At 72.2% G+C, this 26,037-nt stretch carries 28 protein-coding genes; 15 read left to right on the top strand and 13 right to left on the bottom strand.

Features of this window, described 5'->3' with window-relative positions; genetic code table 11:
• Positions 1-88 precede the first annotated feature (88 nt).
• From dtd to AB0C25_RS33470, 3 genes are read right to left on the bottom strand one after another with little or no spacing between them, the layout of a single operon-like run.
• The gene (gene dtd / locus AB0C25_RS33480; RefSeq protein WP_357378698.1) at positions 89-511 is read right to left on the bottom strand and encodes a D-aminoacyl-tRNA deacylase; all 423 of its coding nucleotides are present in this window, start codon (positions 509-511) and stop codon (positions 89-91) included.
• Entirely contained in the window at positions 511-1,995 is a 1,485-nt protein-coding gene (locus AB0C25_RS33475; protein WP_357378696.1) for a methyltransferase, read from the bottom strand. Before AB0C25_RS33475 ends, dtd begins: the two co-directional genes overlap by 1 nt.
• Before the next feature lie 37 nt (positions 1,996-2,032).
• Complete coding sequence (locus AB0C25_RS33470; RefSeq protein ID WP_357378694.1) at positions 2,033-3,139, bottom strand: type II CAAX endopeptidase family protein; 1,107 nt, start codon at positions 3,137-3,139, stop codon at positions 2,033-2,035.
• On the opposite strand from AB0C25_RS33470, the gene AB0C25_RS33465 reads away from it, so the two are divergent.
• Positions 3,111-3,695 (top strand): HhH-GPD-type base excision DNA repair protein, encoded by a 585-nt coding sequence (locus AB0C25_RS33465; protein ID WP_357378692.1) that lies wholly within the window; start codon positions 3,111-3,113, stop codon positions 3,693-3,695. The genes AB0C25_RS33470 and AB0C25_RS33465 overlap by 29 nt on opposite strands.
• 3 nt (positions 3,696-3,698) lie before the next feature.
• Here the strand turns inward: AB0C25_RS33465 and AB0C25_RS33460 are convergent, their stop codons facing one another.
• On the bottom strand, positions 3,699-4,010 hold the full coding sequence (locus tag AB0C25_RS33460; protein ID WP_088951534.1) for a hypothetical protein: 312 nt from the start codon (positions 4,008-4,010) through the stop codon (positions 3,699-3,701).
• A gap of 13 nt (positions 4,011-4,023) precedes the next feature.
• Positions 4,024-4,311, bottom strand: coding sequence for a hypothetical protein (locus AB0C25_RS33455; RefSeq protein WP_074318059.1), 288 nt, complete (start codon positions 4,309-4,311; stop codon positions 4,024-4,026).
• A gap of 107 nt (positions 4,312-4,418) precedes the next feature.
• On the opposite strand from AB0C25_RS33455, the gene AB0C25_RS33450 reads away from it, so the two are divergent.
• A complete protein-coding gene (locus tag AB0C25_RS33450) occupies positions 4,419-4,775 on the top strand; it encodes a DUF3099 domain-containing protein (protein WP_357378690.1) in 357 nt (118 codons plus the stop codon).
• A 130-nt stretch (positions 4,776-4,905) separates the two neighbouring features.
• On the opposite strand, the gene AB0C25_RS33445 is transcribed toward AB0C25_RS33450, so the two are convergent.
• Together AB0C25_RS33445 and AB0C25_RS33440 are read right to left on the bottom strand one after the other, a co-directional pair.
• The gene (locus AB0C25_RS33445; protein WP_357378688.1) at positions 4,906-5,805 is read right to left on the bottom strand and encodes a PfkB family carbohydrate kinase; all 900 of its coding nucleotides are present in this window, start codon (positions 5,803-5,805) and stop codon (positions 4,906-4,908) included.
• On the bottom strand, positions 5,802-6,737 hold the full coding sequence (locus AB0C25_RS33440; protein WP_357378686.1) for a pseudouridine-5'-phosphate glycosidase: 936 nt from the start codon (positions 6,735-6,737) through the stop codon (positions 5,802-5,804). Before AB0C25_RS33440 ends, AB0C25_RS33445 begins: the two co-directional genes overlap by 4 nt.
• A gap of 88 nt (positions 6,738-6,825) precedes the next feature.
• Here AB0C25_RS33440 and AB0C25_RS33435 point away from each other — a divergent pair, with 88 nt between their 5' ends.
• The 3 genes from AB0C25_RS33435 to AB0C25_RS33425 all read left to right on the top strand — a co-directional run bounded on the left by AB0C25_RS33435 (position 6,826) and on the right by AB0C25_RS33425 (position 9,649).
• Positions 6,826-7,044, top strand: coding sequence for a DUF3039 domain-containing protein (locus tag AB0C25_RS33435; protein ID WP_088946800.1), 219 nt, complete (start codon positions 6,826-6,828; stop codon positions 7,042-7,044).
• A gap of 40 nt (positions 7,045-7,084) precedes the next feature.
• Entirely contained in the window at positions 7,085-7,747 is a 663-nt protein-coding gene (locus AB0C25_RS33430) for a trimeric intracellular cation channel family protein (protein WP_357378684.1), read from the top strand.
• Between the two features lie 168 nt (positions 7,748-7,915).
• Entirely contained in the window at positions 7,916-9,649 is a 1,734-nt protein-coding gene (locus AB0C25_RS33425; protein WP_357378682.1) for a DEAD/DEAH box helicase, read from the top strand.
• A 639-nt stretch (positions 9,650-10,288) separates the two neighbouring features.
• Here AB0C25_RS33425 and AB0C25_RS33420 read toward each other — a convergent pair.
• Entirely contained in the window at positions 10,289-10,522 is a 234-nt protein-coding gene (locus AB0C25_RS33420; protein ID WP_030489368.1) for a hypothetical protein, read from the bottom strand.
• A gap of 245 nt (positions 10,523-10,767) precedes the next feature.
• Positions 10,768-12,369 carry an RNA polymerase sigma factor gene (locus tag AB0C25_RS33415; RefSeq protein WP_357378680.1) on the bottom strand — a complete coding sequence of 534 codons (1,602 nt, stop codon included), beginning with the start codon at positions 12,367-12,369 and terminating at the stop codon, positions 10,768-10,770.
• A 289-nt stretch (positions 12,370-12,658) separates the two neighbouring features.
• On the opposite strand from AB0C25_RS33415, the gene AB0C25_RS33410 reads away from it, so the two are divergent.
• The gene (locus AB0C25_RS33410) at positions 12,659-13,480 is read left to right on the top strand and encodes an inositol monophosphatase family protein (protein WP_357378678.1); all 822 of its coding nucleotides are present in this window, start codon (positions 12,659-12,661) and stop codon (positions 13,478-13,480) included.
• A 36-nt stretch (positions 13,481-13,516) separates the two neighbouring features.
• Here the strand turns inward: AB0C25_RS33410 and AB0C25_RS33405 are convergent, their stop codons facing one another.
• Complete coding sequence (locus tag AB0C25_RS33405) at positions 13,517-14,032, bottom strand: LytR C-terminal domain-containing protein (RefSeq protein WP_357378712.1); 516 nt, start codon at positions 14,030-14,032, stop codon at positions 13,517-13,519.
• A 433-nt stretch (positions 14,033-14,465) separates the two neighbouring features.
• Between AB0C25_RS33405 and AB0C25_RS33400 the strand changes: the two genes are divergently transcribed.
• Both AB0C25_RS33400 and AB0C25_RS33395 read left to right on the top strand, forming a co-directional pair.
• Entirely contained in the window at positions 14,466-14,762 is a 297-nt protein-coding gene (locus tag AB0C25_RS33400; RefSeq protein WP_007075406.1) for a DUF4193 domain-containing protein, read from the top strand.
• Between the two features lie 116 nt (positions 14,763-14,878).
• The gene (locus AB0C25_RS33395) at positions 14,879-15,856 is read left to right on the top strand and encodes a hypothetical protein (RefSeq protein WP_357378676.1); all 978 of its coding nucleotides are present in this window, start codon (positions 14,879-14,881) and stop codon (positions 15,854-15,856) included.
• An 18-nt stretch (positions 15,857-15,874) separates the two neighbouring features.
• On the opposite strand, the gene AB0C25_RS33390 is transcribed toward AB0C25_RS33395, so the two are convergent.
• A complete protein-coding gene (locus AB0C25_RS33390) occupies positions 15,875-16,402 on the bottom strand; it encodes a DUF3093 domain-containing protein (protein ID WP_357378674.1) in 528 nt (175 codons plus the stop codon).
• 91 nt (positions 16,403-16,493) lie between these two features.
• On the opposite strand from AB0C25_RS33390, the gene dut reads away from it, so the two are divergent.
• The 4 genes from dut to AB0C25_RS33370 all read left to right on the top strand — a co-directional run bounded on the left by dut (position 16,494) and on the right by AB0C25_RS33370 (position 18,922).
• On the top strand, positions 16,494-17,030 hold the full coding sequence (gene dut, locus AB0C25_RS33385; protein ID WP_357378672.1) for a dUTP diphosphatase: 537 nt from the start codon (positions 16,494-16,496) through the stop codon (positions 17,028-17,030).
• 25 nt (positions 17,031-17,055) lie between these two features.
• A complete protein-coding gene (locus AB0C25_RS33380) occupies positions 17,056-17,718 on the top strand; it encodes a DUF3710 domain-containing protein (protein WP_357378670.1) in 663 nt (220 codons plus the stop codon).
• Positions 17,719-17,832: 114 nt separating this feature from the next.
• Entirely contained in the window at positions 17,833-18,213 is a 381-nt protein-coding gene (locus AB0C25_RS33375; RefSeq protein ID WP_357070298.1) for an OB-fold nucleic acid binding domain-containing protein, read from the top strand.
• A 25-nt stretch (positions 18,214-18,238) separates the two neighbouring features.
• On the top strand, positions 18,239-18,922 hold the full coding sequence (locus tag AB0C25_RS33370) for a DUF3159 domain-containing protein (protein WP_357378668.1): 684 nt from the start codon (positions 18,239-18,241) through the stop codon (positions 18,920-18,922).
• 29 nt (positions 18,923-18,951) lie between these two features.
• On the opposite strand, the gene AB0C25_RS33365 is transcribed toward AB0C25_RS33370, so the two are convergent.
• Positions 18,952-19,641, bottom strand: a complete 690-nt coding sequence (locus AB0C25_RS33365) for a TrkA family potassium uptake protein (RefSeq protein ID WP_357378666.1) — start codon at positions 19,639-19,641, stop codon at positions 18,952-18,954.
• 3 nt (positions 19,642-19,644) lie between these two features.
• Positions 19,645-20,310: a TrkA family potassium uptake protein gene (locus tag AB0C25_RS33360; protein WP_357378664.1), complete on the bottom strand. Its 666-nt coding sequence runs from the start codon at positions 20,308-20,310 to the stop codon at positions 19,645-19,647.
• 164 nt (positions 20,311-20,474) lie between these two features.
• Between AB0C25_RS33360 and AB0C25_RS33355 the strand changes: the two genes are divergently transcribed.
• The 3 genes from AB0C25_RS33355 (at position 20,475) to dxs (ending at position 25,919) form a co-directional block, all read left to right on the top strand.
• The gene (locus AB0C25_RS33355) at positions 20,475-22,553 is read left to right on the top strand and encodes an APC family permease (RefSeq protein WP_357378662.1); all 2,079 of its coding nucleotides are present in this window, start codon (positions 20,475-20,477) and stop codon (positions 22,551-22,553) included.
• A gap of 61 nt (positions 22,554-22,614) precedes the next feature.
• On the top strand, positions 22,615-23,838 hold the full coding sequence (locus tag AB0C25_RS33350; RefSeq protein WP_357378710.1) for a TRAM domain-containing protein: 1,224 nt from the start codon (positions 22,615-22,617) through the stop codon (positions 23,836-23,838).
• Between the two features lie 134 nt (positions 23,839-23,972).
• A complete protein-coding gene (gene dxs / locus AB0C25_RS33345; protein WP_357378661.1) occupies positions 23,973-25,919 on the top strand; it encodes a 1-deoxy-D-xylulose-5-phosphate synthase in 1,947 nt (648 codons plus the stop codon).
• The last annotated feature ends 118 nt before the right edge of the window (positions 25,920-26,037 follow it).

Below are 26,037 nucleotides of genomic sequence, written 5' to 3'. Positions count from 1 at the left end.
GCCTAACCACCGCCACACCACGACCCATCCCACGCCGCTTCGCGACGCGGGATGCTGCCGCGTGTCTACGCACGGTTCGATTTTCGAGTTAGAGGTCTAGGAGGAGGGTTCGGGGGCCGATGTTTGTGCTTTCCACGAGCATGTGGGTGCGGAAGCGGCCCGTTTCCACCTTTGCGCCTCGCTGGCGCAGGGCGTCGACTACCGCGTTCACCAGTGGTTCGGCCACCTCGGCGGGGGCGGCTGCCGTCCAGGTGGGACGGCGGCCCTTACGCGCGTCGCCGTAGAGGGTGAACTGACTGACCACCAGGATCGGCGCGCCGGTGTCGGCGGCGGACCGTTCGTCGTCCAGGATGCGCAACTCGTGCACCTTGCGGGCCATCGTCTGAGCGGTCTCCACGGTGTCGGTGTGGGTCACTCCGAGCAGCACCAGCAGTCCGTTCTCGATCGCGCCGACCACCTCGCCGTCCACGGTCACGCTGGCCCGCCCGACGGTCTGCACCACCGCACGCATCAGGCGGTCACCGGCTCGATGAACCCGCGCTCCACCAGGTGCGCCACGATCGGGCCGGCGGCCTCGGCCATCTCGTCGGGTTCGACGTCGTGCGCGGCGGCTAGCAGGGCGAGCTGGTCACGCAGCGGCAGCCGCCCGTCGGCCCCACCGACCAGCGCCAGCACCAGCGGGTCGATCTCCTCGGTCCAGCGCAGGCCGTGCGGCATCGCCAGGACCTGCCGGTCCACCGCCCAGCCCTCGTCACCCATGGTGGCCTCCTGCCGCAGCTGGAGGCCCTCGGCGGCCCGGTAGCGCTCGGCGAGCAACCCCTCGGTGTCGCGTACCCGGAGAAAGTCCTGGCGGTCGAACCAGGCGGCGATCTGGTCGCCCAGCGGTGGCTGCACCCGCTGGCGCAGATCCTCCACGCGGACCACCGGGTCGGTGTGGCCACCCCGGCGCAGTGACACGATGCCGAAGCCGATCCCCTCCACCTTGTGCGCGTCGAACCAGTCCAGCCAGGCGGCCATCCGCTGCGGGTCGGCGGTTTCGCCGACGTCGGTGAGCCACAGGTCGACGTACGCCATCGGGTCGGCCACCTCGCGCTGGATCACCCAGGCGTCCAGGCCGGTCCCGGCGAACCAGCCGGCGACCCGCTCGTCCCACTCCTCGCCGGCGACGTGCACCCAGTTCGCCAGGTACTGCATGGTGCCGCCCTCGGTGAGCAGCTCCGGGGCGGCGGCGGCCAGTTCGGCGCCGATCGCGTCGCCGACCCGGCCGGAGTCGCGGTAGACGTGCGTGGTGGTGCCCGGACCGACCACGAACGGCGGGTTGCTCACCACCAGGTCGAACCGCCGACCGGCCACCGGGGCGACCAGGTCACCGCGGAGCAGCTCCCAGTCCTGCCCGTTGAGGGCGGCGGTGGTCGCGGCGAAGCGCAGCGCCCGCTCGGACAGGTCGGTGGCGGTCACCGACCTGGCGTGGGTGCCCAGGTGCAGGGCCTGGATGCCGGAGCCGGTGCCCAGGTCCAGTGCGGTGTCGACCGTCCGGCGCATGGTCGCGCCGATCAGGGTGTGGGTGGCCCCACCGACGCCGAGGACGTGCTCGGCATGCAACGGGCGGCCCGGACGGGCGCTGGCCGGCACGTCGGCGAGCACCCACCAGTCCTCGCCGTACGGCTCCAGGTCGATGCCGGCACGCAGGCCGTCGCCGTGCCGCTCGACCAGCCCGCCGGCCAGCGCCTCCGGCAGATCCAGCGGTGCCAGCGCGGCGGCCACCGCGGCCTCCGACTCGGTCTGGGCGCAGATGAACAGCCGGATCAGGGTACCGAGCGGGTCGCCGTCCTCGGTGGCGCGTAGCGCGGCCCGGTAGTCGTTGCGGGCGACCGCGGCGGTCGCCTGCGCGCCCAACCGCTCGGCGATGCCCTGGCTGGTGAACCCGGTCCCGGTCAGCGCGGCCCGCAGCGCGTCGACACCGGCGGGGGAGAGCAGCATGTCGTGTTCGTCCACCCCGACATCCTGCCTGCCGTCGCGGAGGAAGCCAGCATCACCCGCGAGATTCGACCCCGACGCCCGGCAGCCTCGGCTCCGCACCGGTCGGGGCCGAGGGCTCGCCGGGCACCGCCACGACCAGGGCCGGCGGTACGACTGTCGCCACCCCCCGACGCGCGGCCAACCGGTCGACGACCAGGGCGTACGCCGACAGGGCCAGCACGTCGACGAGGACGAGCTGCCACGGGGCGTCGGCCATCGTCTCGTCGGCGGTCAGCTCGCCGAACGCCGCCGCCAGGGTGAAGGCGAACAGGTTGTTCACCACGTGCAGCGCGATAGCGGCCTCGAGCCCGCCGGTTCGGATCGCCAGCCAGCCCATCAGGGCTCCCATGAAGGCCAGGTCCAGGAAGCCCCAGGGCGTGCCCCAGCCGTGCGCGGCGGCGAAGAGCACCGCCTGGACGGCGATCGCGGGCCAGGGCGAGCGCAGGTACGCGCCGACGGCCTGCAACAGCCAGCCGCGGAGGGCGTACTCCTCGGCGGCGGCCTGGAACGGCACCAGCAGGAGGACCATCAGCAGCCCGGCGGCGAATTCCGGCACACCCACCCACGTGTCCGGGGCGGGCATCGCGCTCTCGCCGGTCAGATCGAGCAGGAGTCCCGCGCCGACCAGCATGACGATGATCAGCGGCGTGGCGATCAGGAGGCAGCGGCCGAGCCAGCCCCACCGCAACCGGCCGAGCACCGAGGAGAGCGTGCCGGCGGGTCGGCGCTGCACGAGCCAGGCGGTGCCGAACACCAGTGGGAGCAGCAGTGCCAGCCAGGCGATCGGTAGCGCGGCGTCCGGAATCGGGCCGAAGGTCGGCAGCCCGTCGGCGTCGTACGGGCGGTCGGTGAGCTCGGCCACGGCGGCGGCCACGCCGAAGATCAGGCAGACGACCACCAGCGCCGCGGCGACCAGCGCGAGGGTGCCGACGATGGGTTGCCACCAGCGGTGCCGGTCGGTGCGGCCGAGCCGGTGGTACGGGGATCCGGGCGGGGCGGTCCGAAGCATGTCGTCGAGCGTGGCAGACGGACGCCATCTGTCGCGCCCGGTCGGAGCGTCGGTGTCCGCCCGGCCGGGTGGGCCGGGCAGGATGGTCGGCATGACGCTCGTGCTGCCCATCGACCCGGAGGCCAACCGTCTGCTGGAGCGCAGCCCGCTGGCACTGCTCCTCGGCATGGTCCTGGACCAACAGATTCCGATGGAGAAGGCATTCTCCTCGCCGTACGTGCTGACGCAGCGCCTCGGTCACGACCTGGACGCGGCGGAGCTGGCCGGGTACGACCCGGAGGCCCTGGTCGCGATCTTCGCCCAGCCGCCGGCGCTGCACCGGTTCCCGAAGGCGATGGCGGCCCGGGTGCAGGAGGTCTGCCAGGTGCTGGTGGAGCGCTACGACGGCGACGCGGCCCTGCTGTGGGCCGAGGTGGCCGACGGGCCGGAGCTGCTGCGGCGGGTCTCCGCGCTGCCCGGCTTCGGCAGGCAGAAGGCGCAGATCTTCGTCGCGTTGCTCGGCAAGCGCTTCGGGGTGACCCCGCAGGACTGGCGGAAGGCGGCCGGAGACTACGGCGACCCCGGCGCGTACCGCTCGGTGGCCGACGTCACCGACGCCGACTCGCTGAGCCGGGTGCGGGAGTTCAAGCAGCAGATGAAGGCGGCGGCCAAGGCCGCGCGGGGCTGACGCTCAGGCCGCGGTGGGATGCGCCAGCGAGGCCAGCGCGCGCCGGACGTCGGCCAGCGAGACGGTCGCGGAGTCGTCCAGGTCGGCCAGGCCGGCCTCGATCCACTGGCGCATCAGCGTGGTGACCCCGATGCCCCGGGCGTCGGCGGCGGCCCGCACCCGCTCGTAGGTCTCCAGTGGCAGCCGGACCGACCGGCTCACCATCGGGACGTCGGTGTCGGGGGCGGGGAGGTCGACTCCCGGACCCTCGTCGATCAGCTCGGCGATCCGGTCGTCGCCGCTGTGGAACTGCTTGGTCGCGTCGTTTCGGTGCATCGTCACGGCCTCCTCATCGGCGAGATCTCCGCACGGCCTCGTCGTAGCGCTTGGACTCGACGTCGCTCAACTCGCGGGCGGAGAGGATGTCCCAGTCGTTGTCGGTGCCATCGGCCTCGGCGAGCAGCACCGCCAGTCGGCGGCCCCGACGGGCGGCGGCGTAGACCACCATGACGTCGTCGCCCAGGTGGCGAATGACCCGTCGGGCGCTGTGTAGCGCCTCCCAGACTTCCCCGGGCGTGACGTCGTAGACCCTCAGGTTGGCCAACGCCTCGTCGGTGAAGCTGAACCTGCTGCCCACGTCGCGGAGCGTACCACGGGCGTAACACGCATGGGGATGAGTCGAATTTCGCTGATCACGGCCCCGCGGTGACAGGATGGGGCGTAATCCCCTCGAGGAGGTCCCAGGTGAAGCGTCAGGCCTACCAGCCGATTCTGATCACCGACGCCTCGCGCAGCCAAGACGATCAGCTCACCAGTCGCCAGCGCCGCTATGTCCTGATGATGGGCATCCGGGTGCTGTGCATCATCGTCGGCGCGATCCTGGTCGGTGCGAACGCCCCACTGCTCTGGCTGTGGCTGCCGTTGTGCGTCCTCGGCATGGTGCTCATCCCGTGGCTGGCCGTGCTGCTGGCCAACGACCGGCCGCCCAAGGAGGAACACCGGCTGGCCAACCGGTTCCACCCCCGGCACACGGACGACACCCCGCCGATGAGCCTCACCGCCGAGGAGCGCCCGCACAAGGTCATCGACGTCGAACCCTGACCCGCGAACGGGCCAGGGTCCGACACTCACGGCTGTGGCCGTGCGCCGACCGCTACGGCTGTGGCCGTGCGCCGACCGCTACGGCTGTGGCCGTGCGCCGACCGCTACGGCTGTGGCCGTGCGCCGACCTCTACGGCTGTGGTCGTGCGCCGACCGTGGAGACGGCCAGCGCGCCCAGGTCGGTGGCGCGGGTTAGCGCCGCGGTCGGGGCGGCGCCGGCGAGCCACGCGGTGAGCAGGCCGGCCGCGAAGGCGTCGCCCGCCCCCGTGACGTCCCGTACCGCCACCCGCCGGGCGGGCGCAACCCAGACCCCCGCGCTGCGGTCGACCCAGACCGCGCCGGCCGCGCCGCGCTTCACCACCACCCGCCAGGCCGTCGCCGACAGTGCCCGCCCCTGCGCCGCCGGGTCCAGTCCGCCGGCCAGCACCGTGGCCTCGTCCGCGTTGACCAGCAGCAGGTCGACGTCGCGTACCCAACTCAGGAACGCCGCCGCGCCCACCCGCCGCAGCGGCGCCGCGGAGGCCGCGTCGACGCTCGTGGTGAGCCCGCGCTCGCGGGCGGCGGCCAACGCCCGCAGCCCGGCGTCGCGCGACCCGGCGTCCAGGAGGGTGTACGCGGACAGGTGCAGATGCCCCGCGTCGGGCACCGCCGCGAGGGCCCGCTCGACGTGCGCGACGCTCAGTCGAAGGTTCGCGCCCCGCTGGTTGACCATGGTGCGCTCGTCGTCGGTCGCCAACACGATCACCGTGCCGGTCGGCACGTCCTCGACCCGCTCGATCGCGCAGTCGACACCCGCCCGCTCCAACTCGGCGACCCGGTCCCGCCCGGCGTCGTCGTTCCCGACGGCGGCGACGAGCGTGACGTCCACCCGCTGCGCCGCGACCCAGGCGGCAGTGTTGGCCGCCTGGCCGCCGCCGCCGATACTGATCTCGGCTCCGGTGTCCGAGCCGGCCGCGAGCGGCCCGGACAGCACGGCGACCACATCGGTGATCACGTCCCCGACGACGACCACCCGGGCCGATCGGGTCATACCGCGGCGGCGGTGTCGCGGGCCGCCGCGGCGACCGCGATCCGCGCGGCCAGGTCGGCGTTGCGCAGGATGATCCGGACGTTGACGGTGAGGCTCGCGCCCTCGGTGGCCGAGTGGAAGTGCGCCAGCAGGTACGGGGTGACGGCCTTTCCGGTGATTCCGTCCCGCTCCAGCAGGGCCAGACCGTCGGCGAGCGTCCGGTCGTGCAGCTCCGGGTCGAGCTGTTCGTCGACCGGCAACGGGTTGGCGACGAGCAGCCCGCCGGTGTGCAGCGCGTGCGCGTCCCGGGCGGCGAGCACGTCGGCGACCTGCTCAGGCGAGTCCACCGACCAGTCCAGGTCGAAGCCGGCGTCGGTGCGGTAGAAGCCGGGGAACCGGCGGGTGCGGTACCCGAGCACGGCGACCCCGAGGGTCTCCAGGCGCTCCAGCGTCGCTCCCACGTCGAGGATCGACTTGACGCCGGCGCAGACCACCACGATCGGGGTCTGGGCCAGGGTGACCAGGTCGGCCGACTCGTCGAAGGTGTGCGCGGCCTCCCGGTGCACCCCACCCAACCCTCCGGTGGCGAACACCCCGATGCCGGCCGCTGCGGCGACGGCGCTTGTCGCGGCAACCGTGGTGGCGCCGTCCACGCCGGTCGCCGCCGCCACCGCGAGGTCGCGGACGGAGAGTTTCGTCACTCCATCGACCGTGGCCAGTCGGGTCAGCTGTGCGTCGTCCAGGCCGACCACCAGCTTGCCGCCGATCATGCCGATCGTCGCGGGAACGGCCCCGGCGTCCCGGACCGCCTGCTCGATTTCCCTGGCCACCCGCAGGTTCTCCGGCCGGGGCAGCCCGTGCGAGACGATGGTGCTCTCCAGTGCGACGACGGGCCGGCCGTCGCGCAGGGCGTCGGCGACCTCGGTGCCGTAGCTGAGGTGAAAGTCAGTCACCCGGGCACCGTACGGGGTCGGGCTCCCGCAGGCCTCAGGTGGACCCTGCCGTGATGACCTGCCAAACTTGTCGGTTGGAGGTGCAGACGTGAGCACAGAGGTTCTCGAGCGTCCCGAGCTGAAGGACGCCGACACCGGTCCCGAGATGTTCCACTACGTCCGCAAGGAGAAGATCGCCGAGAGTGCCGTCATGGGCACCTACGTCGTCGCGCTCTGCGGCGAGACCTTCCCGGTCACCAAGGCCGCCAAGCCGGGTTCGCCGGTCTGCCCGAAGTGCAAGGAGATCTACGACTCGTACCGCGAGTGAACCTCGGCCGGCGCTCCGGCCGGCGACGTAGCCTGCGGCGGTGACCACCTCCACCGCCCTGCTCCTCGCCGACCTGACCGGCGTCGCGGTGTTCGCCGCGTCCGGGGCGTCGGCGGCGGTGGCCAAACGGCTGGACCTGTTCGGCGTCGCGTTCGTCGGGTTCGTGGCCGCCCTCGGCGGTGGGATCTTCCGGGACCTGGTCATCGACGAGGCACCGCCGCTGGCCTTCGCCGACTGGCGGTACGTGGCCACCGCCGCGATCACCGCGCTGGCGACCTTCTGGCTGCACCCACAACTGGCCCGACTGCGCACCACCGTGCTGGTGCTGGACGCGGCGGGCCTCGCGCTGTTCACCGTCACCGGCACGCTCAAGGCGCTCGACGCCCGGGTGCCGGCCGTCGGCGCCTGCCTCATCGGCATGCTCACCGCGATCGGCGGCGGGCTTGCCCGCGACCTGCTCACCGCCGAGATCCCGGTCGTGCTGCGCCGCGAGATCTACGCGTTGGCGGCGCTGGCCGGGTCGGTCACGGTGGTGCTGCTGTACGTCACCGGGCAGACCGGACCCGCGTCGCTCACCGCGGCCGCCGTCCTGGTCTTCGGGCTGCGCCTGATCGCACTGCGTCGACGCTGGTCCGCCCCGGTGGCGACGCTGCGCCCTCCGCGCACCGGTGGGGCGGATCCGCGTACCGACCGGGAGTGGTGAGACGGGTCGCGGATGTGACCAGCGTGGCGTCGCCTGGGCCGTGGGGCCCGTGCTGGTTATGCTGAGTCGGCCTTCGCGGCAGCTACTGCGCGGAGGCGTTTTCATGGGCGGCGGGACTCGTGGCCCTCGCCCGGGGTCCGCGTTCGTGCGGTCGGAGAGGAGCAGCGCGTGGCAGCCCGGACGCCGGTGCTCGAGACGTTCCCGGCACTACGCTCCTGGCAGCGTAAGGCCCTGGTGGAATACCTGCGTCGGCGTACCGACGACTTCACCGCGGTCGCCACGCCAGGTGCCGGCAAGACCACCTTCGCCCTGCGGATCGCGGCCGAACTGCTCGCCGACGGCACCATCGAGGCGGTCACCGTGGTCGCCCCGACCGAGCACCTGAAGAACCAGTGGTCCGACGCCGCGGCCCGGGTGGGCATCCAACTCGACGCCGCCTTCCGCAACGCCGACCTGCACTCCGCAGCCGACTTCCACGGCGCGGTGGTCACCTACGCCCAGGTCGGAATGGCCCCGCAGGTGCACCGCCGACGCACCATGACCCGGCGCACCCTGGTCATCCTCGACGAGATCCACCACGCGGGGGACTCCCGGTCCTGGGGCGACGGCGTGAAGAACGCCTTCGAACCCGCCGTACGCCGGCTGATGCTGACCGGGACACCGTTCCGCTCCGACGACAACCCGATCCCGTTCGTCAGCTACGAGCGGAGCGGGGACGGGCTCCTGCGCTCCCGCGCCGACTCCGTGTACGGCTACTCCGACGCGCTGCGTGACGGCGTGGTCCGGCCGGTGCTCTTCCTGGCGTACTCCGGGGAGACCCGGTGGCGGACCAACGCGGGGGAGGAGTTGGCCGCCCGCCTCGGTGAACCCATGACGCAGGATCTGGTGGCGCAGGCCTGGCGTACCGCCCTGGACCCGGCCGGGGACTGGATGCCGCAGGTGCTGCGGGCCGCCGACGCCCGACTCACCGTGCTCCGCAACGCGGGAATGGCCGACGCCGGTGGGCTGATCATCGCCACCGACCAGCAGACCGCCCGCTCGTACGCCAAGTTGATCGAGCAGGTGACCGGCGAGAAGGCCGCCGTGGTGCTCTCCGACGACCAGGGCGCATCTGCCCGGATCGCGACGTTCGCGGCGTCCGACCAGCGCTGGCTGGTCGCGGTGCGGATGGTGTCCGAGGGGGTGGACATCCCCCGACTCGCGGTCGGGGTCTACGCCACCAGCGCCAGCACGCCGCTCTACTTCGCCCAGGCGATCGGCCGGTTCGTTCGGGCCCGCCGACCCGGGGAGACCGCGTCGGTGTTCCTGCCCAGCGTGCCGCACCTGCTCGGCCTGGCCAGCGAGATGGAGACCGAGCGGGACCACGTGCTCGGCAAACCCAAGGAATCCGACGGTTTCGACGACGACCTGCTGGAACGCGCGCAACGCGACGACCAGGCCAGCGGCGAGTTGGAGAAGCGGTTCGCCGCGCTGTCGGCCACCGCCGAGCTGGACCAGGTGATCTTCGACGGGGCGTCGTTCGGCACCGCCGCACAGGCCGGCACCCCCGAGGAGGAGGAATACCTCGGTCTGCCCGGCCTGCTCACCGCCGATCAGGTGTCCCTGCTGCTGACCAAGCGGCAGGCCGCCCAACTTGCCGCCCAACGCCGCCGTACCGCCGACGCGGCCTCTCAGCCGGCCGCTGCGCCCACCGTGGCGCCTCCGGCACCTCTGAGTGCCGCCCAGCGTCGCGTGGCGCTCCGGCGCCAACTGAACGCTCTGGTGGCGGCCCGACACCACCGCACCGGCCAGCCGCACGGCAAGATCCATGCCGAGTTGCGTCGGCTGTGCGGCGGGCCGCCGAGCGCCCAGGCCACCATCGAGCAGCTAGAGGAACGCATCGCCACCGTCCAGACCCTCTAGACCCGACGAGGAACGGCCCCCACGTACGGATCCACCCGCCAGCCCCACCGCACCAGCGGGCGACGGCGTGGCCGCGTGGCGGCGTGGCCGCGTGGCGGCGTGGCGGCGTGGCCGCGTGGCGGCGTGGCGGCGTGGCCGCGTCGGCGGCGTCGGCGGCGTGGCCGCGTCGGCGGCGTGATCCACTCGGCTTCCTTGAAATCGCGGTGTTCGAGCCGGGTGGAAAGCGCGACTTCCGTGAAACCGAGTGAATCACTGGGGTCTGGGGCGGTGTCGAGGCTTGCCTGCCCGGAACGGCCGCACATGCCCCTCCGCGGGCGTCCCAATCTCAAGATCGCGCTAGATCCCGGATGCAGTGGTGTCCTGCGGTCTTGAGGCCACTACATCCTGGTTCGAGCGTGACGTTGGTCGGCTGCTGGCGCCTGGGCCTCGCTCTCGGTGTCCCGAGGGCGGTGTTCGTCGTCAAGATCCGTCCAGGATCAGGGATGTTGCTGCCTCCGGTCGTGCCGGAGACAGCAACATCGGAGAAGTTGCCGGGGCGCAGGGCGCGGGCGGCGTGGGGCGGGCGTGGCGGTTCGGACAGAAAAAGCCGACCGGAGGTCCCCTCGGGGTACCTCCGGTCGGCTATGTCGGTTAGCGGATTTAGTTCGCCATCAGATCGGCGCCACGCCAGCTGAAATCGGGCTCCGTCGCGAACCGCTCGGTGATCTTCACGAGATCCTCCGCGTACTTGTTCGCGTGGTGCCCGCAGAACACCAACTCGCTCCCACCCGTGAGGGTGATCCGGAGCTTCCCGGCAGCATTGCAGCGGTCGCACCGTTCATCGGCGGCTGGGGGAGCCGCCGTCACGGGCGGCGGCGTGAGGGTCGGGGTCATCGCCTTCCTCCTCTGGTCGTCACCGATGAACAATCTCTTCGGTCGTTGCTCACCTATGGTGCAACACCCTTGCTAGGCACTGCCTTCCCTGTGTGCCCGCGGGGGACCGAGGTCACACCTGGCAGGGACAGTGTGCCGTGCACCCAGGGTGCCACGTCAACGATCACATTCGTGCATCCGGACGATCACCATCTCGTGTTGCACACCAGGTGGCCAAAACGACACGTTCGGTTGACGAAACCGGCTCAGTCCAGGTAATCCCGGAGGACCTGCGACCGGGACGGGTGACGCAGCTTGGACATCGTCTTGGACTCGATCTGCCGGATCCGCTCCCGGGTCACCCCGTAGACCTGGCCGATCTCGTCAAGCGTCCGGGGCTGGCCGTCGGTCAGGCCGAAGCGCAGGCGTACCACACCCGCCTCACGCTCGGAGAGCGTCTGCAGCACCTGCTGGAGCTGGTCCTGCAGGAGTGAGAACGAGACCGCGTCGACCGCGACCACGGCCTCGGAATCCTCGATGAAGTCACCGAGCTGGCTGTCGCCCTCGTCACCGATGGTCTGGTCCAGAGAGATGGGCTCCCGAGCGTACTGCTGGATCTCCAGCACCTTCTCGGGTGTGATGTCCATCTCCTTGGCCAGCTCCTCCGGAGTGGGCTCGCGACCCAGATCCTGGAGCAGCTCGCGCTGTATGCGGCCGAGCTTGTTGATGACCTCGACCATGTGCACCGGGATGCGGATGGTGCGGGCCTGGTCGGCCATCGCGCGGGTGATCGCCTGCCGGATCCACCAGGTGGCGTACGTGGAGAACTTGTAGCCCTTGGTGTAGTCGAACTTCTCCACCGCGCGGATCAGGCCGAGGTTGCCCTCCTGGATCAGGTCGAGGAAGGCCATGCCGCGACCCGTGTACCTCTTGGCCAGCGACACCACCAGTCGGAGGTTCGCCTCCAGGAGGTGGTTCTTGGCGCGCTCGCCGTCACGGGAGATCCAGCCCAGGTCACGGACCATGTCCCGGACGAGCTTCTCTTCGCCCTCGTCGGCGGCGCGCAGCCGCTCGGCGGCGTAGAGCCCGGCCTCGATCCGCTTGGCCAGCTCAACCTCCTGCTCGGCGTTGAGCAGCGGAACCTTGCCGATCTGCTTCAGGTAAGCGCGGACCGAGTCGGCCGAGGCGGTCAGCTCGGCGTCCCGCCGGGCCTGCTTGAGCGCCTCGGACTCCTCGTCGTCCCACTCGAAGTCGTTGTCGGTCGCCGAGGCGGCGGCGTCGGTCTCGGCGGCCTGGGCCAGCTCGGCCGGCTCCTCGACCACCACGTCCTCGATCGCGGCGGCCAGTTCCTCCGGGTCGATCTCGCCGTCAGCGCCCTCGCCCTTGGCTTTGCCGGCGGTCTTGGTCGGTTTGGCACCGGCAGCCGCGGCCACCGTCGCCTTGGTGGCTCGGGTCGACTTGGTCGCCTTCGCCGGAGCCGCCACGGCGGAGGCGCCGGTGGCCTTGCTCGCGGTCGCCTTGCGTGGGGCCGGCGTCGCCGGCGCGTCATCGCCGGCCGGCGCCTGCTTCGGGGCCGGAGCGGCGGCCTTCTTGGTGGTCTTGGCGGTGGTGGCCCGGGACGCCGGCGTGGTCGACCGGGCCGCGGCGACCCGGCGGCGGGTGCTCGCCGAGCCGTCCACCACTACGGTCACTCCCGCCTCGGAGAGCGCCCGCAGGATCTTCTTGGCCTGGGCCGGAGTCACCTCGGCGGACTCGACGGTGCGCGCGAGCTGGGCCGACGTCAGCTGACCACCGGCGCTCTGCGCGTGGGCGATCAGGGTGTCGGTGAGCGAGCGAACGTCGGCGCCGGTCTGGCGGGGTTCTGTCACGAATGACCTTCCGGAGGCGAAGAGCGGGCACGGCCGGGTCGTCCGGCACAGCATGGGGCAACCGGGCCGGGCGATGTGGTTGAGGGACCCTCGCGTCCCGGGCCGGCCGGTGGTCGGCGGTCCGTGGCGCGTGGGCAGGGGTGAATTGTAACGCCGTCTGCGGCGATCATTCTGCGCCGCACTGCGTAACGACGGTGGGACCGCTGATTCGACGCTGATCTGGACTTTGTAAGGATGATACCCGCGCGCGGCCCGGAACACCCCGGTCGTGCGGGAAGGGGACGTTGGTATGCACGGTTCGGCACCGTCACCTCGGGATCTTTTGGCGATCGCGCTCGACGTGGCGCGGGACGCGGCGGCCACCGCGTACCGGATGCGCGCCGAGGGAGTTTCCGTGGCCGCGACCAAGAGTACGGTCACCGACGTGGTCACCGCCGCCGACCGGGCGGTCGAACGGCAGGTGCTCGACGCGCTGAAGCGGGCGCGGCCGGACGACGCGGTGCTCGGCGAGGAGTACGGCAGCGGGGACACCGGGCCGGTCGCGCCGGGCGGGGTGCGCTGGATCGTCGACCCGATCGACGGCACCGTGAACTACCTCTACGGGCTGCCGTACAGCGCGGTGTCGTTGGCCGCCGAGGTGGACGGGGTGGTGGTCGCCGGCGTGGTGCGCAACGTGAGCACCGGCGAGGAGTGGACGGCCACGGCCGGGGGCGGCGCCTGGCGGGACGGCGTCCGACTGCGCTGCTCCGCCGAGGTGGACCTGGGGCAGGCGCTGGTCGGTACCGGGTTCGGCTACGACGCCCGTCGTCGTGCGCACCAGGCGCAGGTGGTGGCCGGGTTGATCGCGCACGTCCGGGACATCCGCCGGCTGGGCGCCGCCGCGCTGGACCTCTGCCTGGTCGCGGAGGGCCGGCTCGACGCGTACTTCGAGAAGGGCCTCGCGGCCTGGGACCTGGCGGCGGGTGGGCTGGTGGCCGCCGAGGCGGGTGTGCGGGTCGCCGGGCTGGCCGGTCGGCCGCCGGGGCCGGACCTGGTGGTCGCGGCCCCGCCGGCGCTCTTCGCGCCGCTGCACGACCGGCTCGCCGAGCTGGACGCAGCCGGCGGACCCTGACCTGTCGATCCGACGGCGCGCGGCGTGGCTACGCCGTCACTTGGCGGCCGGGGACGGGCAGGAGCCCGCGGGCGCCTTCGGCGGCCCCGAGTCGCCGAGGGACTGGTTGACCTCGGTCGTGGTGGCGAGCTGCTGGAAGTTGTTACCCAGCACCACGTCCACGGTGTCGTCGGTGCGCTTCTCGTCGTAGGCCCGCTTGGCCTCGTTGAGGAAGTACGCCTCGAGCAGGTGCGCGGAACCGACGCCGTTCGGGCCGTACCGCAGCACCGCGACGTTGTCGACCTGCTTCTTCTCGTCCCCGGTCTTGGTGACCTGGAACTGGCGGTTGCGGAACTCGTCGCTGACGGTGTGGGCGAGACCGGGCCGGTCCGTGGCGTTGAACACGTTGATCTTGACGTCCTTGCGCTCGCGCAGGGTCAGATCCGCCAGCGGCCAGCCCTCCGGGCAACCCCCCGCGGTGCCCGCGTTGCCCTGGCTGTCGCGGACCACGGCCACGACGACGAAGACCAGGGCGATGATCGCCAGCAGGCCGACGACGACGAGTGCCCGCACGCGCGCAAAACTCATCAGAGCACTCCCCGGACTCCAGGTGGGTGGTGACGGCCACGAGCGATCGCTCGGGCCGCCGGCCGTCGAATACGCCGCTGAGGTTAACGGTTGTCCGGCCGTCGCGTGGAAACAGCCCGACATGCCGGCGCGCCGACCGCGGACCGGGTACTAATACCCCTATCTTCGTGTCGCCTGAATCACATTGGGAACAACTTGGCGCGCAGGGGCGTACATCTCAGCCGCAAGGGCGGTATACATGCCTCGCCCAAGGGGGGGTAAGGTTCCGCGCTCGCAGGGGAGTCGCCCCAGCGAGCTCGACCCGTTCGGTCCTCGGGTCGGGTGCCCGACACAAGTGGTGGCCGGCCAGCGGAACCGAAACAGCGTCGTCCGGCGTTACAACCGGAAGCGACAACATCGATATGGGAGAGTGAAACCGATGGCCACCGACTACGACGCCCCGCGTCGCGACGAGGTCGACCTCGGCGAGGACAGCCTGGAAGAGCTCAAAGCACGGCGCGTCGACTCACAGTCGGGCGCGGTGGACGTCGACGAGGCCGAGGTGGCCGAGAGCTTCGAGCTGCCCGGTGCCGATCTGGCCGACGAGGAGCTCACGGTCAAGGTGCTTCCGATGCAGCAGGACGAGTTCCGGTGCGCCCGCTGCTTCCTGGTCCACCACCGTAGCCAGCTGGCGGTCGAGCGTAACGGCGAGCTGATCTGCCGCGAGTGCGTCTGACAACCACGACACCAGCGGCGGCCTCCTGAACGGGGCCGCCGCTGCCGGTGTAGGCATGCGGCCGTGGTGGGTACCTGCTTGACTCGTAGCGGGTAGCCACAGCACCGGGAGGTCCGATGAGCGATCGAGGCGGCAGCACCGACGGCGGCACTGACCACCCCGGCGCCACCGACGGCGGCCCTGGCAACCTCGCTGCCACCGACGGCGGCCCTGGCAACCTCGCTGCCACCGACGGCGGCCCTGGCAACCTCGCTGCCACCGACGGCGGCCCTGGCAACCCCGACGCCACCGACGGCGGCCCTGGCAACCCCGGCGCCACCGACGGCAGCTCGGACGACCTCGGCGCGACCGTCGCGGCGTTGACCGCGGACGACATCGAGCCGGCCCGTCGCCGCCAACTACTGACCCGGATGGTCGGGCAGGCCCGTGCCCGGGGCGTCTCCGACCTGTTCAAGCCACGCGCCGCGATGCGCTGGATGGTCGACGCGGTCGCGGACGTCGCCCCGCACATACCGGTGCGAGACCTGGACACCCTGCGCCAGCACTTCCCCGGCCTGGACGACGCCGCCCTGGCCGACCGGCTCATCCGCAACGCGTCGCGGACCACCGCCGCGATCGGCGCGGCCGGTGGGGGAGTCGCCGCCGTCGAGTGGACGATCGCCCCGACCCTGCTCTCCGCGCCGGTGCTGCTCGCCGCCGAGACCGTCGCCGTGGTGGCGGTGGAGCTGAAACTGGTCGGTGAGCTGCACGAGGTCCACGGTGTGGCGCTCCCGGACGGTGGCAGCCAACGGGCCGTCGCCCTGGTGCACTCCTGGGCCACCCAGCGCGGGGTCAACCCGATGGTGCCCGGCGTGGGAGTTGGCGCGGTGCTCGGCACCGCCGCCCGCAAGGAGCTGCGGGACATGCTGCTGCGGCGCTTCGGTCGCAACCTCACCACACTCGGGCCGTTCCTGACCGGCGCCGCGGTGGCCAGCTTCCTCAACCGGCGGGCCACCCAGCAGATGGCCGAGCAGCTTCAGGTGGACCTGCGCCGGCGGGGCATCGCCCGGCCCGCGCCACCGCAGGCCCTGCCGGGTCCGCCGACCGGCACCTGAGCGGCCCGTGGCGCCGGATCAGCCGGGCTCCTCCGCCGTCGGACCGGTCACCGCGAGCGCGTCCCGCGCGGCCAGCACCGCCTCGGCCAGCTCGACCGGGTGCCGGGTGCTCACCACCCAGAACGGGGTCGGGTCGGCCGGGTCGTCGAGTACCACCTGCACGGCCCCGCCGATCCACGGTCGCTGCACGACGAAGGCGAGCGGGTCCGCGCCGACGCCCAGCACCTCACGGCGACCGGCGGTGTCCAGCGGGACCACGTCGGCCACGAAACGCACCGGCAGGCGGGCGTCGTCCACCCGCAGCTCCGAGTCGGCGACCCGCACCCGGATCCGGCCCAACCACCACAACCCGGCGGCGGTGAGCGGCAGCAGCACGGCGAACGGCAGCCAGGCGCGGACGCCGTCGGCGCCCATCCAGATCTCGACGGCCAACAACGCGGCGGCCACCAGCCCGGCCAGCCACAGCCACCAGGGCAGATCCAGCCGTTCGTCGTACGCCGTGCGGGCGTCGACCGGCGGCTGGTCGGCGGACGGAGAGGGCGACATGCTCACTCCTGCGAGGGTACGGCGCACGGCGGCTCGGCGAACCGGCAGGATGGCAGGGTCAGCCCGCGAACCGGAGGAGAAGAGGGGACCCGTGACCGACGTCGTACCCGTGCCCGTGCAGCTGCTCGACTCCGAGCTGCCGTTGCCCACGTACGCCCATCCCGGCGATGCCGGGGCCGACCTGGTGGCGGCCGCGGACGTGGAGCTGCCGCCCGGTGGCCGTGCCCTGGTGCCCACCGGCGTCGCCATCGCGCTGCCGGCGGGGTACGTGGGTCTGGTCCATCCCCGGTCCGGTCTGGCGGCCAGGCTCGGCGTGACGGTGCTCAACGCGCCCGGTACGGTCGACGCCGGCTACCGGGGTGAGATCCTGGTCAACCTGATCAACCATGATCGGGATCTGCCGGCGAAGATCTCCCGTGGCGACCGGATCGCGCAGCTCGTGGTCCAACAGGTCGCGCGGGCGAGGTTCGAGCCGGTGGTCGAGCTGCCCGCGTCCCGGCGCGGGACCGGCGGGCACGGGTCCACCGGTGGTCACGCCGGGCTGGTGCCGTCTCCGGCGGGCCAGGACCGGGTCGAGCCGCGGCCAGACGAGCCGGGCCGCGGGCAGACGGAAGAGGTGGCAGGGTGAGTGTGAACAGCGGAGGGCGGGCGCAGTGATCTTCTCCCGAAAGCGGGCCGATGCCGAACGGCACACCCGTGACGATCAGGCCGTCGAGGTCCCGGACCAGGGCGATGCGGCGCCGACGCTGGAGCGCGGCCCGTACGACATCTCCGAGAGCTACGCCGACGTGCAGCGGCTCGACCTGGGCAGCCTGCACATCCCGGCGATCGCCGAGGTCGAGGTGCGGGTGCAGGCCGACCCGCAGGGCGTGATCCAGCAGGTCGTGCTGGTGCATGGCGACAACGCGCTCCAGCTGGGTGTCTTCGCCGCCCCCCGGTCCGAGGGGATCTGGGACGAGGTGCGCGAGGAGATCCGCCAGTCGCTGCTCAGCGACGGGGCGAGCGCGCAGGAGGTCGACGGCGAGTACGGCCCGGAGCTGCACGCCCAGGTGCCCACCCCGGACGGCCCGACGAATCTGCGGTTCGTCGGCGTCGACGGGCCGCGCTGGATGGTCCGCGGCGTGTTCCAGGGGCCGGTGGCCATCGACCCGGCCGCGGCCGGGCCGCTCGTCGAGTGCCTGGACGGCCTGGTGGTCGACCGCGGCCAGGAGGCCAAGCCGGTCCGCGAGCCACTGCCGCTGCGGCTGCCCCGGGAGATCTCCGACCAGACCGACGCCGAGGCGGGCGACGCCGCCGCCGAGCCGCGCCAGGTCTGACCCGCGTCCACCGGCCCGCCGGAACCAGCCCCGTCGGCGTACGCTGGCGGCACGGTTCCGGCGCCGCCGGGGCCGGCCGGGGACGGCGATCGTGGAGAGGGTGACGCGGAGGTCATGACGACCGACGAGGGCCGGGTGTCGCTGCGGCGCATCCTGCAACGGTTCACCGCCAGTGAGGCCGAGATCGACGCGCAGGAGCTGCGTCGGGAGAGCGCCCAGTGCGGCGGGATCCCCGCCCAGCAGTGCTCGCGGGGCCAGCTGGTCTCGGTCGCTGGTCGGCTGCGCACGGTGGTCTACACGCCGCGCACCAACCTGCCCACGCTGGAAGCCGACCTGTACGACGGCACCGACGTGGTCACCCTGGTCTGGTTGGGGCGACGGCACATCGCCGGGATCGAGCCGGGTCGGCACCTGACCGCCCGGGGCCGGGTGGCGGTACGCGACGACCGCAAGGTCATCTACAACCCCTATTACGAGCTGGACTCGCCGAAGTGACGGCGCTGCGGACGGAAGGCCGGCGATGACGACGGGACAGCACCGGGCGGCACAGCCGGAGACCGGCCCGCCGGAAGAGGAGCCACTGCCGACGATCGCCGAGCAGATGGCCGACCAGCTCGGCGGCTGGCGGGGGTTGGTGGAGTCCAGCATCCCGGTGGTCGTCTTCGTGGTCGCCAACATCATCGGTGAGCTGCGACCGGCGGTGATCGCCTCGGTCGCGATCGCGCTGCTGATCGCCGGGTTGCGGCTGGCCCAGCGCCGGCCGATCCGGCACGCCGTCAACGGCCTGTTCGGCGTCGGTATCGGCGCTGCCATCGCCTGGCGCACCGGCGACGAGCGCGACTTCTACCTTCCCGGCATCCTCTACGGCATCGGGTACGGCATCGCCCTGCTGGTCTCGGCGGTCATCCGGCAGCCGCTGGTGGGCTGGATCTGGTCGGTGCTGGTCGCCAAGGGCCGCTCGGAATGGCGCGACGATCCGAAACTGGTGCGAACCTTCACCCAGCTGACCGTGCTCTGGGGCGTGGTGTGGCTGGCCAAGGTGGGCGTGCAGGCCGGGCTCTACCTGGCCCACCAGGACACCGCGCTGGGCGTGGCCCGGCTGGCGCTGGGCTACCCGCCGTACGCGCTGTTGCTGCTGATCACGGTCTGGACGGTGCGCCGGGTCACCCGGGAGCCGCAGCCGACCCCGCTGCCCGGCGCCTGAGCGAGCGCCCGGCTACCCGGGCCGCCCGCTCAGCGCGAGCCGCGGGTCCGTTCGACGCTGTCCGGTCCGAGGATCACCGCGCGGACCTGGTCCTCCACCTCTGCGGTGCAGACGAAGACCAGTTCGTCGCCGGCCTCGATCGGGTCGTCCGGGCTGGGCACCAGGACCCGCTTGCCGCGCAGGATCGCCACCAGCGCGGAGTCGCGGGGCAGGGGCACGGCGCGGATCGGCTGACCGACGTAGGGCGCGGTCGGTGGCAGGGTGATCTCGACCAGGTTGGCCTCGCCCTGCCGGAAGGTCATCAGCCGGACCAGGTCGCCGACGGTGACGGCCTCCTCGACCAGCGCAGCCATCACCCGCGGCTTACTCACCGCGACGTCCACGCCCCACTGCTCGGTGAACAGCCACTCGTTCTCGGCCCGGTTGACCCGGGCGACCACGCGAGGCACCGCGAACTCGGTCTTGGCCAGCAGCGACAGCACCAGGTTGGTCTTGTCGTCGCCGGTCGCCGCGACCACCACGTCGCACCCGGCGATGTTGGCCTCCTCCAGGCTGGCCACCTCGCACGCGTCGGCGAGCACCCACTCGGCCTCCGGCACCCGGTCCGGGCGCAGCATCTTGGGTTGACGTTCGATGAGCATCACCTGGTGACCGTTGTCGATCAGCTCCTGGGCGATCGAACGGCCCACGTTGCCCGCGCCCGCGATGGCGACCCGCATGGCTCAGTGCCCCCCTTCCGGCGGCGCCGCCGCCGCCGACGTGACCGTCGCCACGATGTCATCGCTGACCAGCATGAACACCTGGTCACCCTCCTGCACGACGGTAGAGCCGGTGGCCAGCGTGCCGATGCCGAAGCGGATCAGATAGGCCACCCGCGCGCCGGAGGCGTCCTCCAGGGTGCGTACCGACCGACCGATCCAGTCCTTGTGCACCGGCACCTCGACGATTGACACGGTGCTCGTGGGGTCGCGGAAGATCTCCACGTTGCCCTCCGGCACCAGGTGCCGCAGCATCCGGTCGGCCGTCCACCGCACGGTCGCCACGGTGGGGATGCCCAGCCGCTCGTAGACCTGCGCCCGGCGCTGGTCGTAGATGCGGGCGGCGACCCGGGACACGCCGAACGTCTCGCGGGCCAGCCGAGCCGAGATGATGTTGGAGTTGTCGCCGCTCGACACCGCCGCGAAGGCGTCCGCGCGCTCGATGCCGGCCTGGCGCAGCACCTCACCGTCGAAACCGGCCCCGGTCACCGTGATTCCGGCGAAGTCGGGGCCGAGTCGGCGGAAGGCGTCGGCATCCTGGTCGATCACCGCCACCGAGTGCCCCCGGGATTCCAGGCTGTGGGCGAGGGTCGACCCGACCCGGCCACATCCCATGATCACGACGTGCACGCTGTCCCTCCCAAGGTGCGTACCACTCCGTCTGCTGGTGGCCTGACGAGTGCGAGCCTGCCACGTCCCGGTGCGGAGCGGGGACCGACCGTACCCCGTCGTGCCCGGCAGTCACGCTCGCCCACCCCCGCGCTCCCACGGTGGTGGTCGTACTCTTGGCGTTCGTGGCCAGTCCCACCTCGCTGCTGAAGCGGCTTCTGCTCGGTCGACCGTTCCGGTCCGACCGACTTCAGCACACCCTCCTGCCGAAGCGCATCGCGCTACCCGTGTTCGCCTCCGACGCCCTGTCCAGCGTCGCGTACGCGCCCGACGAGATCCTGCTGACCCTCTCCATCGCCGGCACCTCGGCGTACTTCTTCTCCCCGTGGATCGCCCTCGCGGTGGTCGTGGTGATGCTCACCGTGGTGGCGAGCTACCGGCAGAACGTGTACGCCTACCCCTCCGGCGGCGGCGACTACGAGGTGGCCACGGTCAACCTGGGTCCGAAGTTCGGCGTCGGGGTGGCCAGCGCGCTGCTCGTCGACTACGTGCTCACGGTGGCGGTGTCGGTCTCGTCCGGGGTGGCCAACCTCGGCTCGGTGGTGCCGTTCGTGGCCACCCACAAGGTCCTGATCGCGGTGATCGCGGTGGTCCTGCTGACCGCTGTCAACCTGCGCGGCCTGCGGGAGTCCGGCACCGCGTTCGCCATCCCCACCTACGGCTTCGTCATCGTGATGGGCGGGATGCTGCTCACCGGGTTGTTCCGGGTCTTCGTGCTGGGCGACGACCTGCGGGCGCCCAGCGCCGACCTGGTCATCCAGGCCGAGCACAGTGTGACCGGTTTCGCGCTCGTCTTCCTGTTGCTGCGGACGTTCAGCTCGGGCGCCGCCGCGCTCACCGGCGTCGAGGCGATCTCCAACGGCGTGCCGGCGTTCAAGGCCCCGAAGAGCCGCAACGCCGCCACCACCCTGCTGCTGCTGGGTGCGATCTCGGTGAGCATGCTGGTCGGGATCATCTGGCTGGCCCGCCTGACCCACCTGCAGTTCGTCGAGGACCCGGCGCTCCAGATCGTCGCCGGCCCGGACGGCTACGTGCAGAAGACCGTCACCACCCAGCTCGGCGAGACGGTCTTCGGCTCCGGCTCGATCCTGCTCTACGTGGTGGCCGGGATGACCGCGCTCATCCTCTTCCTGGCGGCGAACACCGCGTTCAACGGTTTCCCGGTGCTCGGCTCGATCCTCGCCCAGGACCGCTACCTGCCCCGCCAGTTCCACACCCGGGGCGACCGGCTGGCCTTCTCCAACGGCATCACCTTCCTGGCCCTGTTCGCGATCGTGCTGATCGTCGGCTTCCAGGCCGAGGTGACCCGGCTCATCCAGCTCTACATCGTCGGGGTCTTCGTCTCGTTCACGGTCTCCCAGGCGGGCATGATCCGGCACTGGAACCGGCGTCTGCGCACCGAGCGGGACGCGGAGGCGCGGCGCCGGATGATCCGGTCCCGGGCCATCAACACGTTCGGCATGGGCCTGACCGGGACGGTGCTGGTGATCGTGCTGATCACCAAGTTCCTGCTCGGCGCGTGGATCGCGATCGCCGCGATGGCGGTGATCTACCTGCTGATGCTGGCCATCCGCCGGCACTACGACCGGGTGGCGGCCGAGCTGACCCCGCCGGACGAGGGCCGGGCCGTGCTGCCCGCCCGCAACCACGCGATCGTGCTGGTCAGCAAACTGCACCAGCCGACGCTGCGGGCCATCGCCTACGCCCGGGCCACCCGGCCGGACACGCTTACCGCGGTGACCGTCAACGTGGACGACAAGGACACTCGCGACCTGCAGGCCGACTGGGAGCGGCGGGAGATGGCCATCCCGCTCACGGTGATCGACTCGCCGTACCGGGAGATCACCCGGCCGATCCTGGACTTCGTCGCCTCCACCCGCCGCAAGTCACCCCGGGACGTGGTCACCGTCTTCATTCCGGAGTACGTGGTGGGTCGCTGGTGGGAGAACCTGTTGCACAACCAGAGCGCCCTGCGCCTCAAGGGCCGGCTGCTCTTCGAACCGGGGGTGATGGTGGTCAGCGTGCCGTGGCAGCTCGCCTCGACGGCGAGCAAGAACCTGGACCGGTTGGACGCGACGCTGTCCCGTACCCCGGCGCGCGGGCCGCGCGGCACCGTACCGCCGGAGGGCCTGCCCGTCGCCTCCGCCCCGGCGCCCGAGACTCGCCCGATCGACGGCGGCCCGGTCGGGACCGGCCGTGACTGAGCCCGGCGTACGCCAGCCCGCCACCCCGGCCGACCCGCCGTCGGTGCCGTCGGTGCCGTCGGTGCTTGAGCGTGGCCTGGCCGAGGCGGAACGGGTCGAGCTGACGGTCGACGCGGTCGCCCCCGGCGGGCACTGCGTGGCCCGGGTGGACGGGCAGGTGGTCTTCGTCCGGCACGCGCTGCCGGGTGAACGGGTCGTCGCCGAGGTCACCGAGGTGCACCGGGGGTTCGTCCGAGCCGACGCGGTGACCGTGCTGGACGCCTCACCGGACCGGGTCGAGCCGCCCTGCCCGTACGCGAAGCCGGGTGCGTGTGGCGGCTGCGACCTGCAGCACGTCGCCCCGGAGGCGCAACTGGCCTGGAAGACCGCAGTGGTGCGCGAACAGTTGACCCGCCTGGGTGGGCTGACCGACGCCGAGCTGGACCAACTCGGCGTCCGGGTCGAGGCGCTGCCCGGCGGGCTGCTGGGCTGGCGTTCCCGGGTCCGCTACGCCGTGGACGCCGCGGACCGGGCCGGCCTGCTCAAGCACCGTTCGCACGAGGTGGTGCCGATCGACAGGTGCCGGATCGCCCACCCCTCCATCCAGCGGCTGCCGGTGCTCGCCGAACGTTGGCCGGCCGCCGAGGCGGTGGAGACCGTCGCCAGCACCGGCGGGGACGTGACAGTCACCGCGGTCCGCGACGGGGTGCCCTCCCCGGTCAGTGGCCCGACCGAGGTCCGCGAGGTGGCCGCCGGCCGGGACTGGGCGCTGCCCGCGTCCGGGTTCTGGCAGGTGCACCCGGCCGCGGCGGACACCCTCTGCGCGGCCGTGCTGGAGCTGTTGGACCCGCGGCCGGGCGAGACCGCGTGGGACCTCTACGGTGGCGCGGGGCTGTTCGCCGCCGCCCTCGCCGACCGGGTCGGCGCTGCCCGGATCACCCTTGTCGAATCGAGCCGGGACGGGGTGGAAGCGGCCCGCGTCAATCTGGCCGACCTGCCCCAGGTCGAGGTGGTGGCGGCCCGGGTGGAGACCGCGCTCACCCGTCGACGGATCACCGGCCCGGTCGACGTGGTGGTGCTCGACCCGCCGCGCTCGGGCGCGGGTGCCCAGGTGGTGCGGGACGTCGTCGCCGCCGGTCCCCGGGCGGTCGCGTACGTGGCGTGTGACCCGGCGGCCTTCGCCCGGGACGTGCGCACCTTCACCGACCTGGGTTGGCGGCTGGCGGCGCTGCGGGGATTCGACCTCTTCCCCATGACGCAGCACGTCGAGTGCGTCGGGCTGCTGCTGCCTCCGGTCGAGCGCTGACCGGAAATCCTCGTCCTCCGGTCCTCCGGCGGCGGCCGCGGATCCGGCTCTGACCAGGCGCTCAGCCGACCCGGGCGGCGTGGGCCACTCGGCCCGGGCTGCGGAGTGCCGGGTGGCCGATAGACTCTCGGGTCATGAGTGTTGAAGAGGACACGGCCAACCACGGCCGGTTGCTGGGGACGGTCCGCGGTCCGCAGGACGTCAAGCGGATGTCCGGTGAGGAACTGGACGTCCTCGCCGCCGAGATCCGGGACTTCCTGATCGCCAAGGTCTCCCGCACCGGTGGGCACGTCGGGCCCAACCTCGGTGTGGTCGAGCTGACGCTGGCCATGCATCGCGTCTTCGACTCCCCCCGCGACCGGCTCCTGTTCGACACCGGTCACCAGTCGTACGTGCACAAGATCCTCACCGGCCGCCAGGCCGGCTTCGACAAGCTCCGCCAGCGCGGTGGCCTCTCCGGCTACCCCAGTCAGGCGGAGAGCGAGCACGACCTCATCGAGAACTCGCACGCCTCCACCGCGCTGTCCTACGCCGACGGCCTGGCCAAGGCGTACGCCCTGCGGGGCGAAGCCCGCAGCGTCGTGGCCGTGGTCGGCGACGGCGCGTTGACCGGCGGCATGTGCTGGGAGGCGCTGAACAACATCGCCACCGCGGGCAACTCCCTCGTGATCGTGGTCAACGACAACGGCCGGTCCTACTCGCCGACCATCGGCGGGCTGGCCGACCACCTCTCCTCGCTGCGGCTCAACCCCGGCTACGAGAAGGTCCTCGACACGGTCAAGGACGCCCTCGGCTCCACGCCGCTGGTCGGCAAGCCGATGTACGAGGTGCTGCACGCGGTCAAGAAGGGCATCAAGGACGCCGTCGCCCCGCAGGCCATGTTCGAGGACCTCGGCATCAAGTACGTGGGTCCGGTGGACGGGCACGACGTGGCGGCGGTCGAGGCGGCGCTACGCGCGGCCAAGAACTTCGGCGGCCCGGTGATCGTGCACGCCGTCACCCGCAAGGGCTACGGCTACCGTCCCGCCGAGGAGGACGAGGCGGACTGCCTGCACGGCCCCGGCAGCGCCTTCGACGTCGAGACCGGCGCGCTGCTGGCCGCCCCGTCGGTGAAGTGGACGCACGTCTTCGCCGACGAGCTGCTGGCCATCGCCGACGAACGCCCGGACGTGGTGGGCATCACCGCCGCGATGGCCGAGCCGACCGGCATCGCCAAGCTGGCCCGTAAGTACCCCGAGCGGGTGTACGACGTGGGCATCGCCGAGCAGCACGCCGCCACCTCGGCGGCCGGGCTGGCCCTCGGCGGCCTCCACCCGGTGGTCGCGGTCTACGCCACCTTCCTCAACCGCGCCTTCGACCAGGTCCTGCTGGACGTGGCGATGCACAAGCTGCCGGTGACCTTCGTGCTGGACCGGGCGGGCATCACCGGCCCGGACGGCCCCAGCCACTACGGCATCTGGGACATGTCCGTCTTCGGGGTGGTGCCCGGCCTGCGGATCGCCGCCCCCCGGGACGCCGCCACGCTCCGCGAGGAGCTGCGCGAGGCGCTCGCCGTCGACGACGGCCCGACCGTGGTGCGCTTCCCGACCGGCGCGGTCGCCGCGGACCTGCCGGCGCTGCGCCGGGTCGGCCCGGTCGACGTGCTGGCCGAGTCGGCGCGTACCGACGTACTGCTGGTTGCCGTTGGCTCCTTCGGCCAGCTGGGCATGGAGGTTGCCGCCCGGGTCGCCGAGCAGGGCTACGGGGTCACCGTCGTCGACCCCCGCTGGGTGCGTCCGGTTCCGGCCGAGCTGGTCGACCTCGCCGCCCGCCACCGCCTGGTGGTCAGCGTCGAGGACGGCGTCCGGGTCGGCGGGGTGGGCGACGCGCTCGGCCAGGCGATGCGGGACGCCGACGTCCGGGTACCGCTCAAGGACCTGGGCGTACCGGCCGACTGGCACCCGCACGGCACCCGCGCGCAGATCCTCGCCGACCTGGGCCTGACCGCCCAGGACGTGGCCCGCAACGTCACCGGCTGGATCTCCGGCCTGGACGCCACCCCGGACCGCCTTACCCCCAGCGACGCGGCCGCGCAGAACTGACCACCTCGCGACACCAACGGCGGGCGGCCCTCCGGGACCGCCCGCCGCCTTGTCGAAACGCGCGCTTCGCGGCTACGTGTCGCCGCACAACGTGCAAAATCGCGGGGGCGTGACGGGG

Source organism: Micromonospora sp. NPDC048839 (assembly GCF_040649915.1).
GTDB lineage: Bacteria > Actinomycetota > Actinomycetes > Mycobacteriales > Micromonosporaceae > Micromonospora.
The sequence above is the reverse complement of the archived record's forward strand: the minus strand, read 5'-3'. Positions and strand labels throughout refer to the sequence as shown.

Bases quoted from the DNA above. Each gene is read 5' to 3' on its own strand.
- dtd (WP_357378698.1), bottom strand. From the start codon at position 511: ATGCGTGCGGTGGTGCAGACCGTCGGGCGGGCCAGCGTGACCGTGGAC.
- AB0C25_RS33465 (WP_357378692.1), top strand. From the start codon at position 3,111: ATGGTCGGCATGACGCTCGTGCTGCCCATCGACCCGGAGGCCAACCGT.
- AB0C25_RS33470 (WP_357378694.1), bottom strand. From the start codon at position 3,139: ATGGGCAGCACGAGCGTCATGCCGACCATCCTGCCCGGCCCACCCGGC.
- AB0C25_RS33460 (WP_088951534.1), bottom strand. From the start codon at position 4,010: ATGCACCGAAACGACGCGACCAAGCAGTTCCACAGCGGCGACGACCGG.
- AB0C25_RS33445 (WP_357378688.1), bottom strand. From the start codon at position 5,805: ATGACCCGATCGGCCCGGGTGGTCGTCGTCGGGGACGTGATCACCGAT.
- AB0C25_RS33420 (WP_030489368.1), bottom strand. From the start codon at position 10,522: ATGACCCCGACCCTCACGCCGCCGCCCGTGACGGCGGCTCCCCCAGCC.
- AB0C25_RS33410 (WP_357378678.1), top strand. From the start codon at position 12,659: ATGCACGGTTCGGCACCGTCACCTCGGGATCTTTTGGCGATCGCGCTC.
- AB0C25_RS33400 (WP_007075406.1), top strand. From the start codon at position 14,466: ATGGCCACCGACTACGACGCCCCGCGTCGCGACGAGGTCGACCTCGGC.
- AB0C25_RS33395 (WP_357378676.1), top strand. From the start codon at position 14,879: ATGAGCGATCGAGGCGGCAGCACCGACGGCGGCACTGACCACCCCGGC.
- AB0C25_RS33390 (WP_357378674.1), bottom strand. From the start codon at position 16,402: ATGTCGCCCTCTCCGTCCGCCGACCAGCCGCCGGTCGACGCCCGCACG.
- AB0C25_RS33375 (WP_357070298.1), top strand. From the start codon at position 17,833: ATGACGACCGACGAGGGCCGGGTGTCGCTGCGGCGCATCCTGCAACGG.
- AB0C25_RS33370 (WP_357378668.1), top strand. From the start codon at position 18,239: ATGACGACGGGACAGCACCGGGCGGCACAGCCGGAGACCGGCCCGCCG.
- AB0C25_RS33365 (WP_357378666.1), bottom strand. From the start codon at position 19,641: ATGCGGGTCGCCATCGCGGGCGCGGGCAACGTGGGCCGTTCGATCGCC.
- dxs (WP_357378661.1), top strand. From the start codon at position 23,973: ATGAGTGTTGAAGAGGACACGGCCAACCACGGCCGGTTGCTGGGGACG.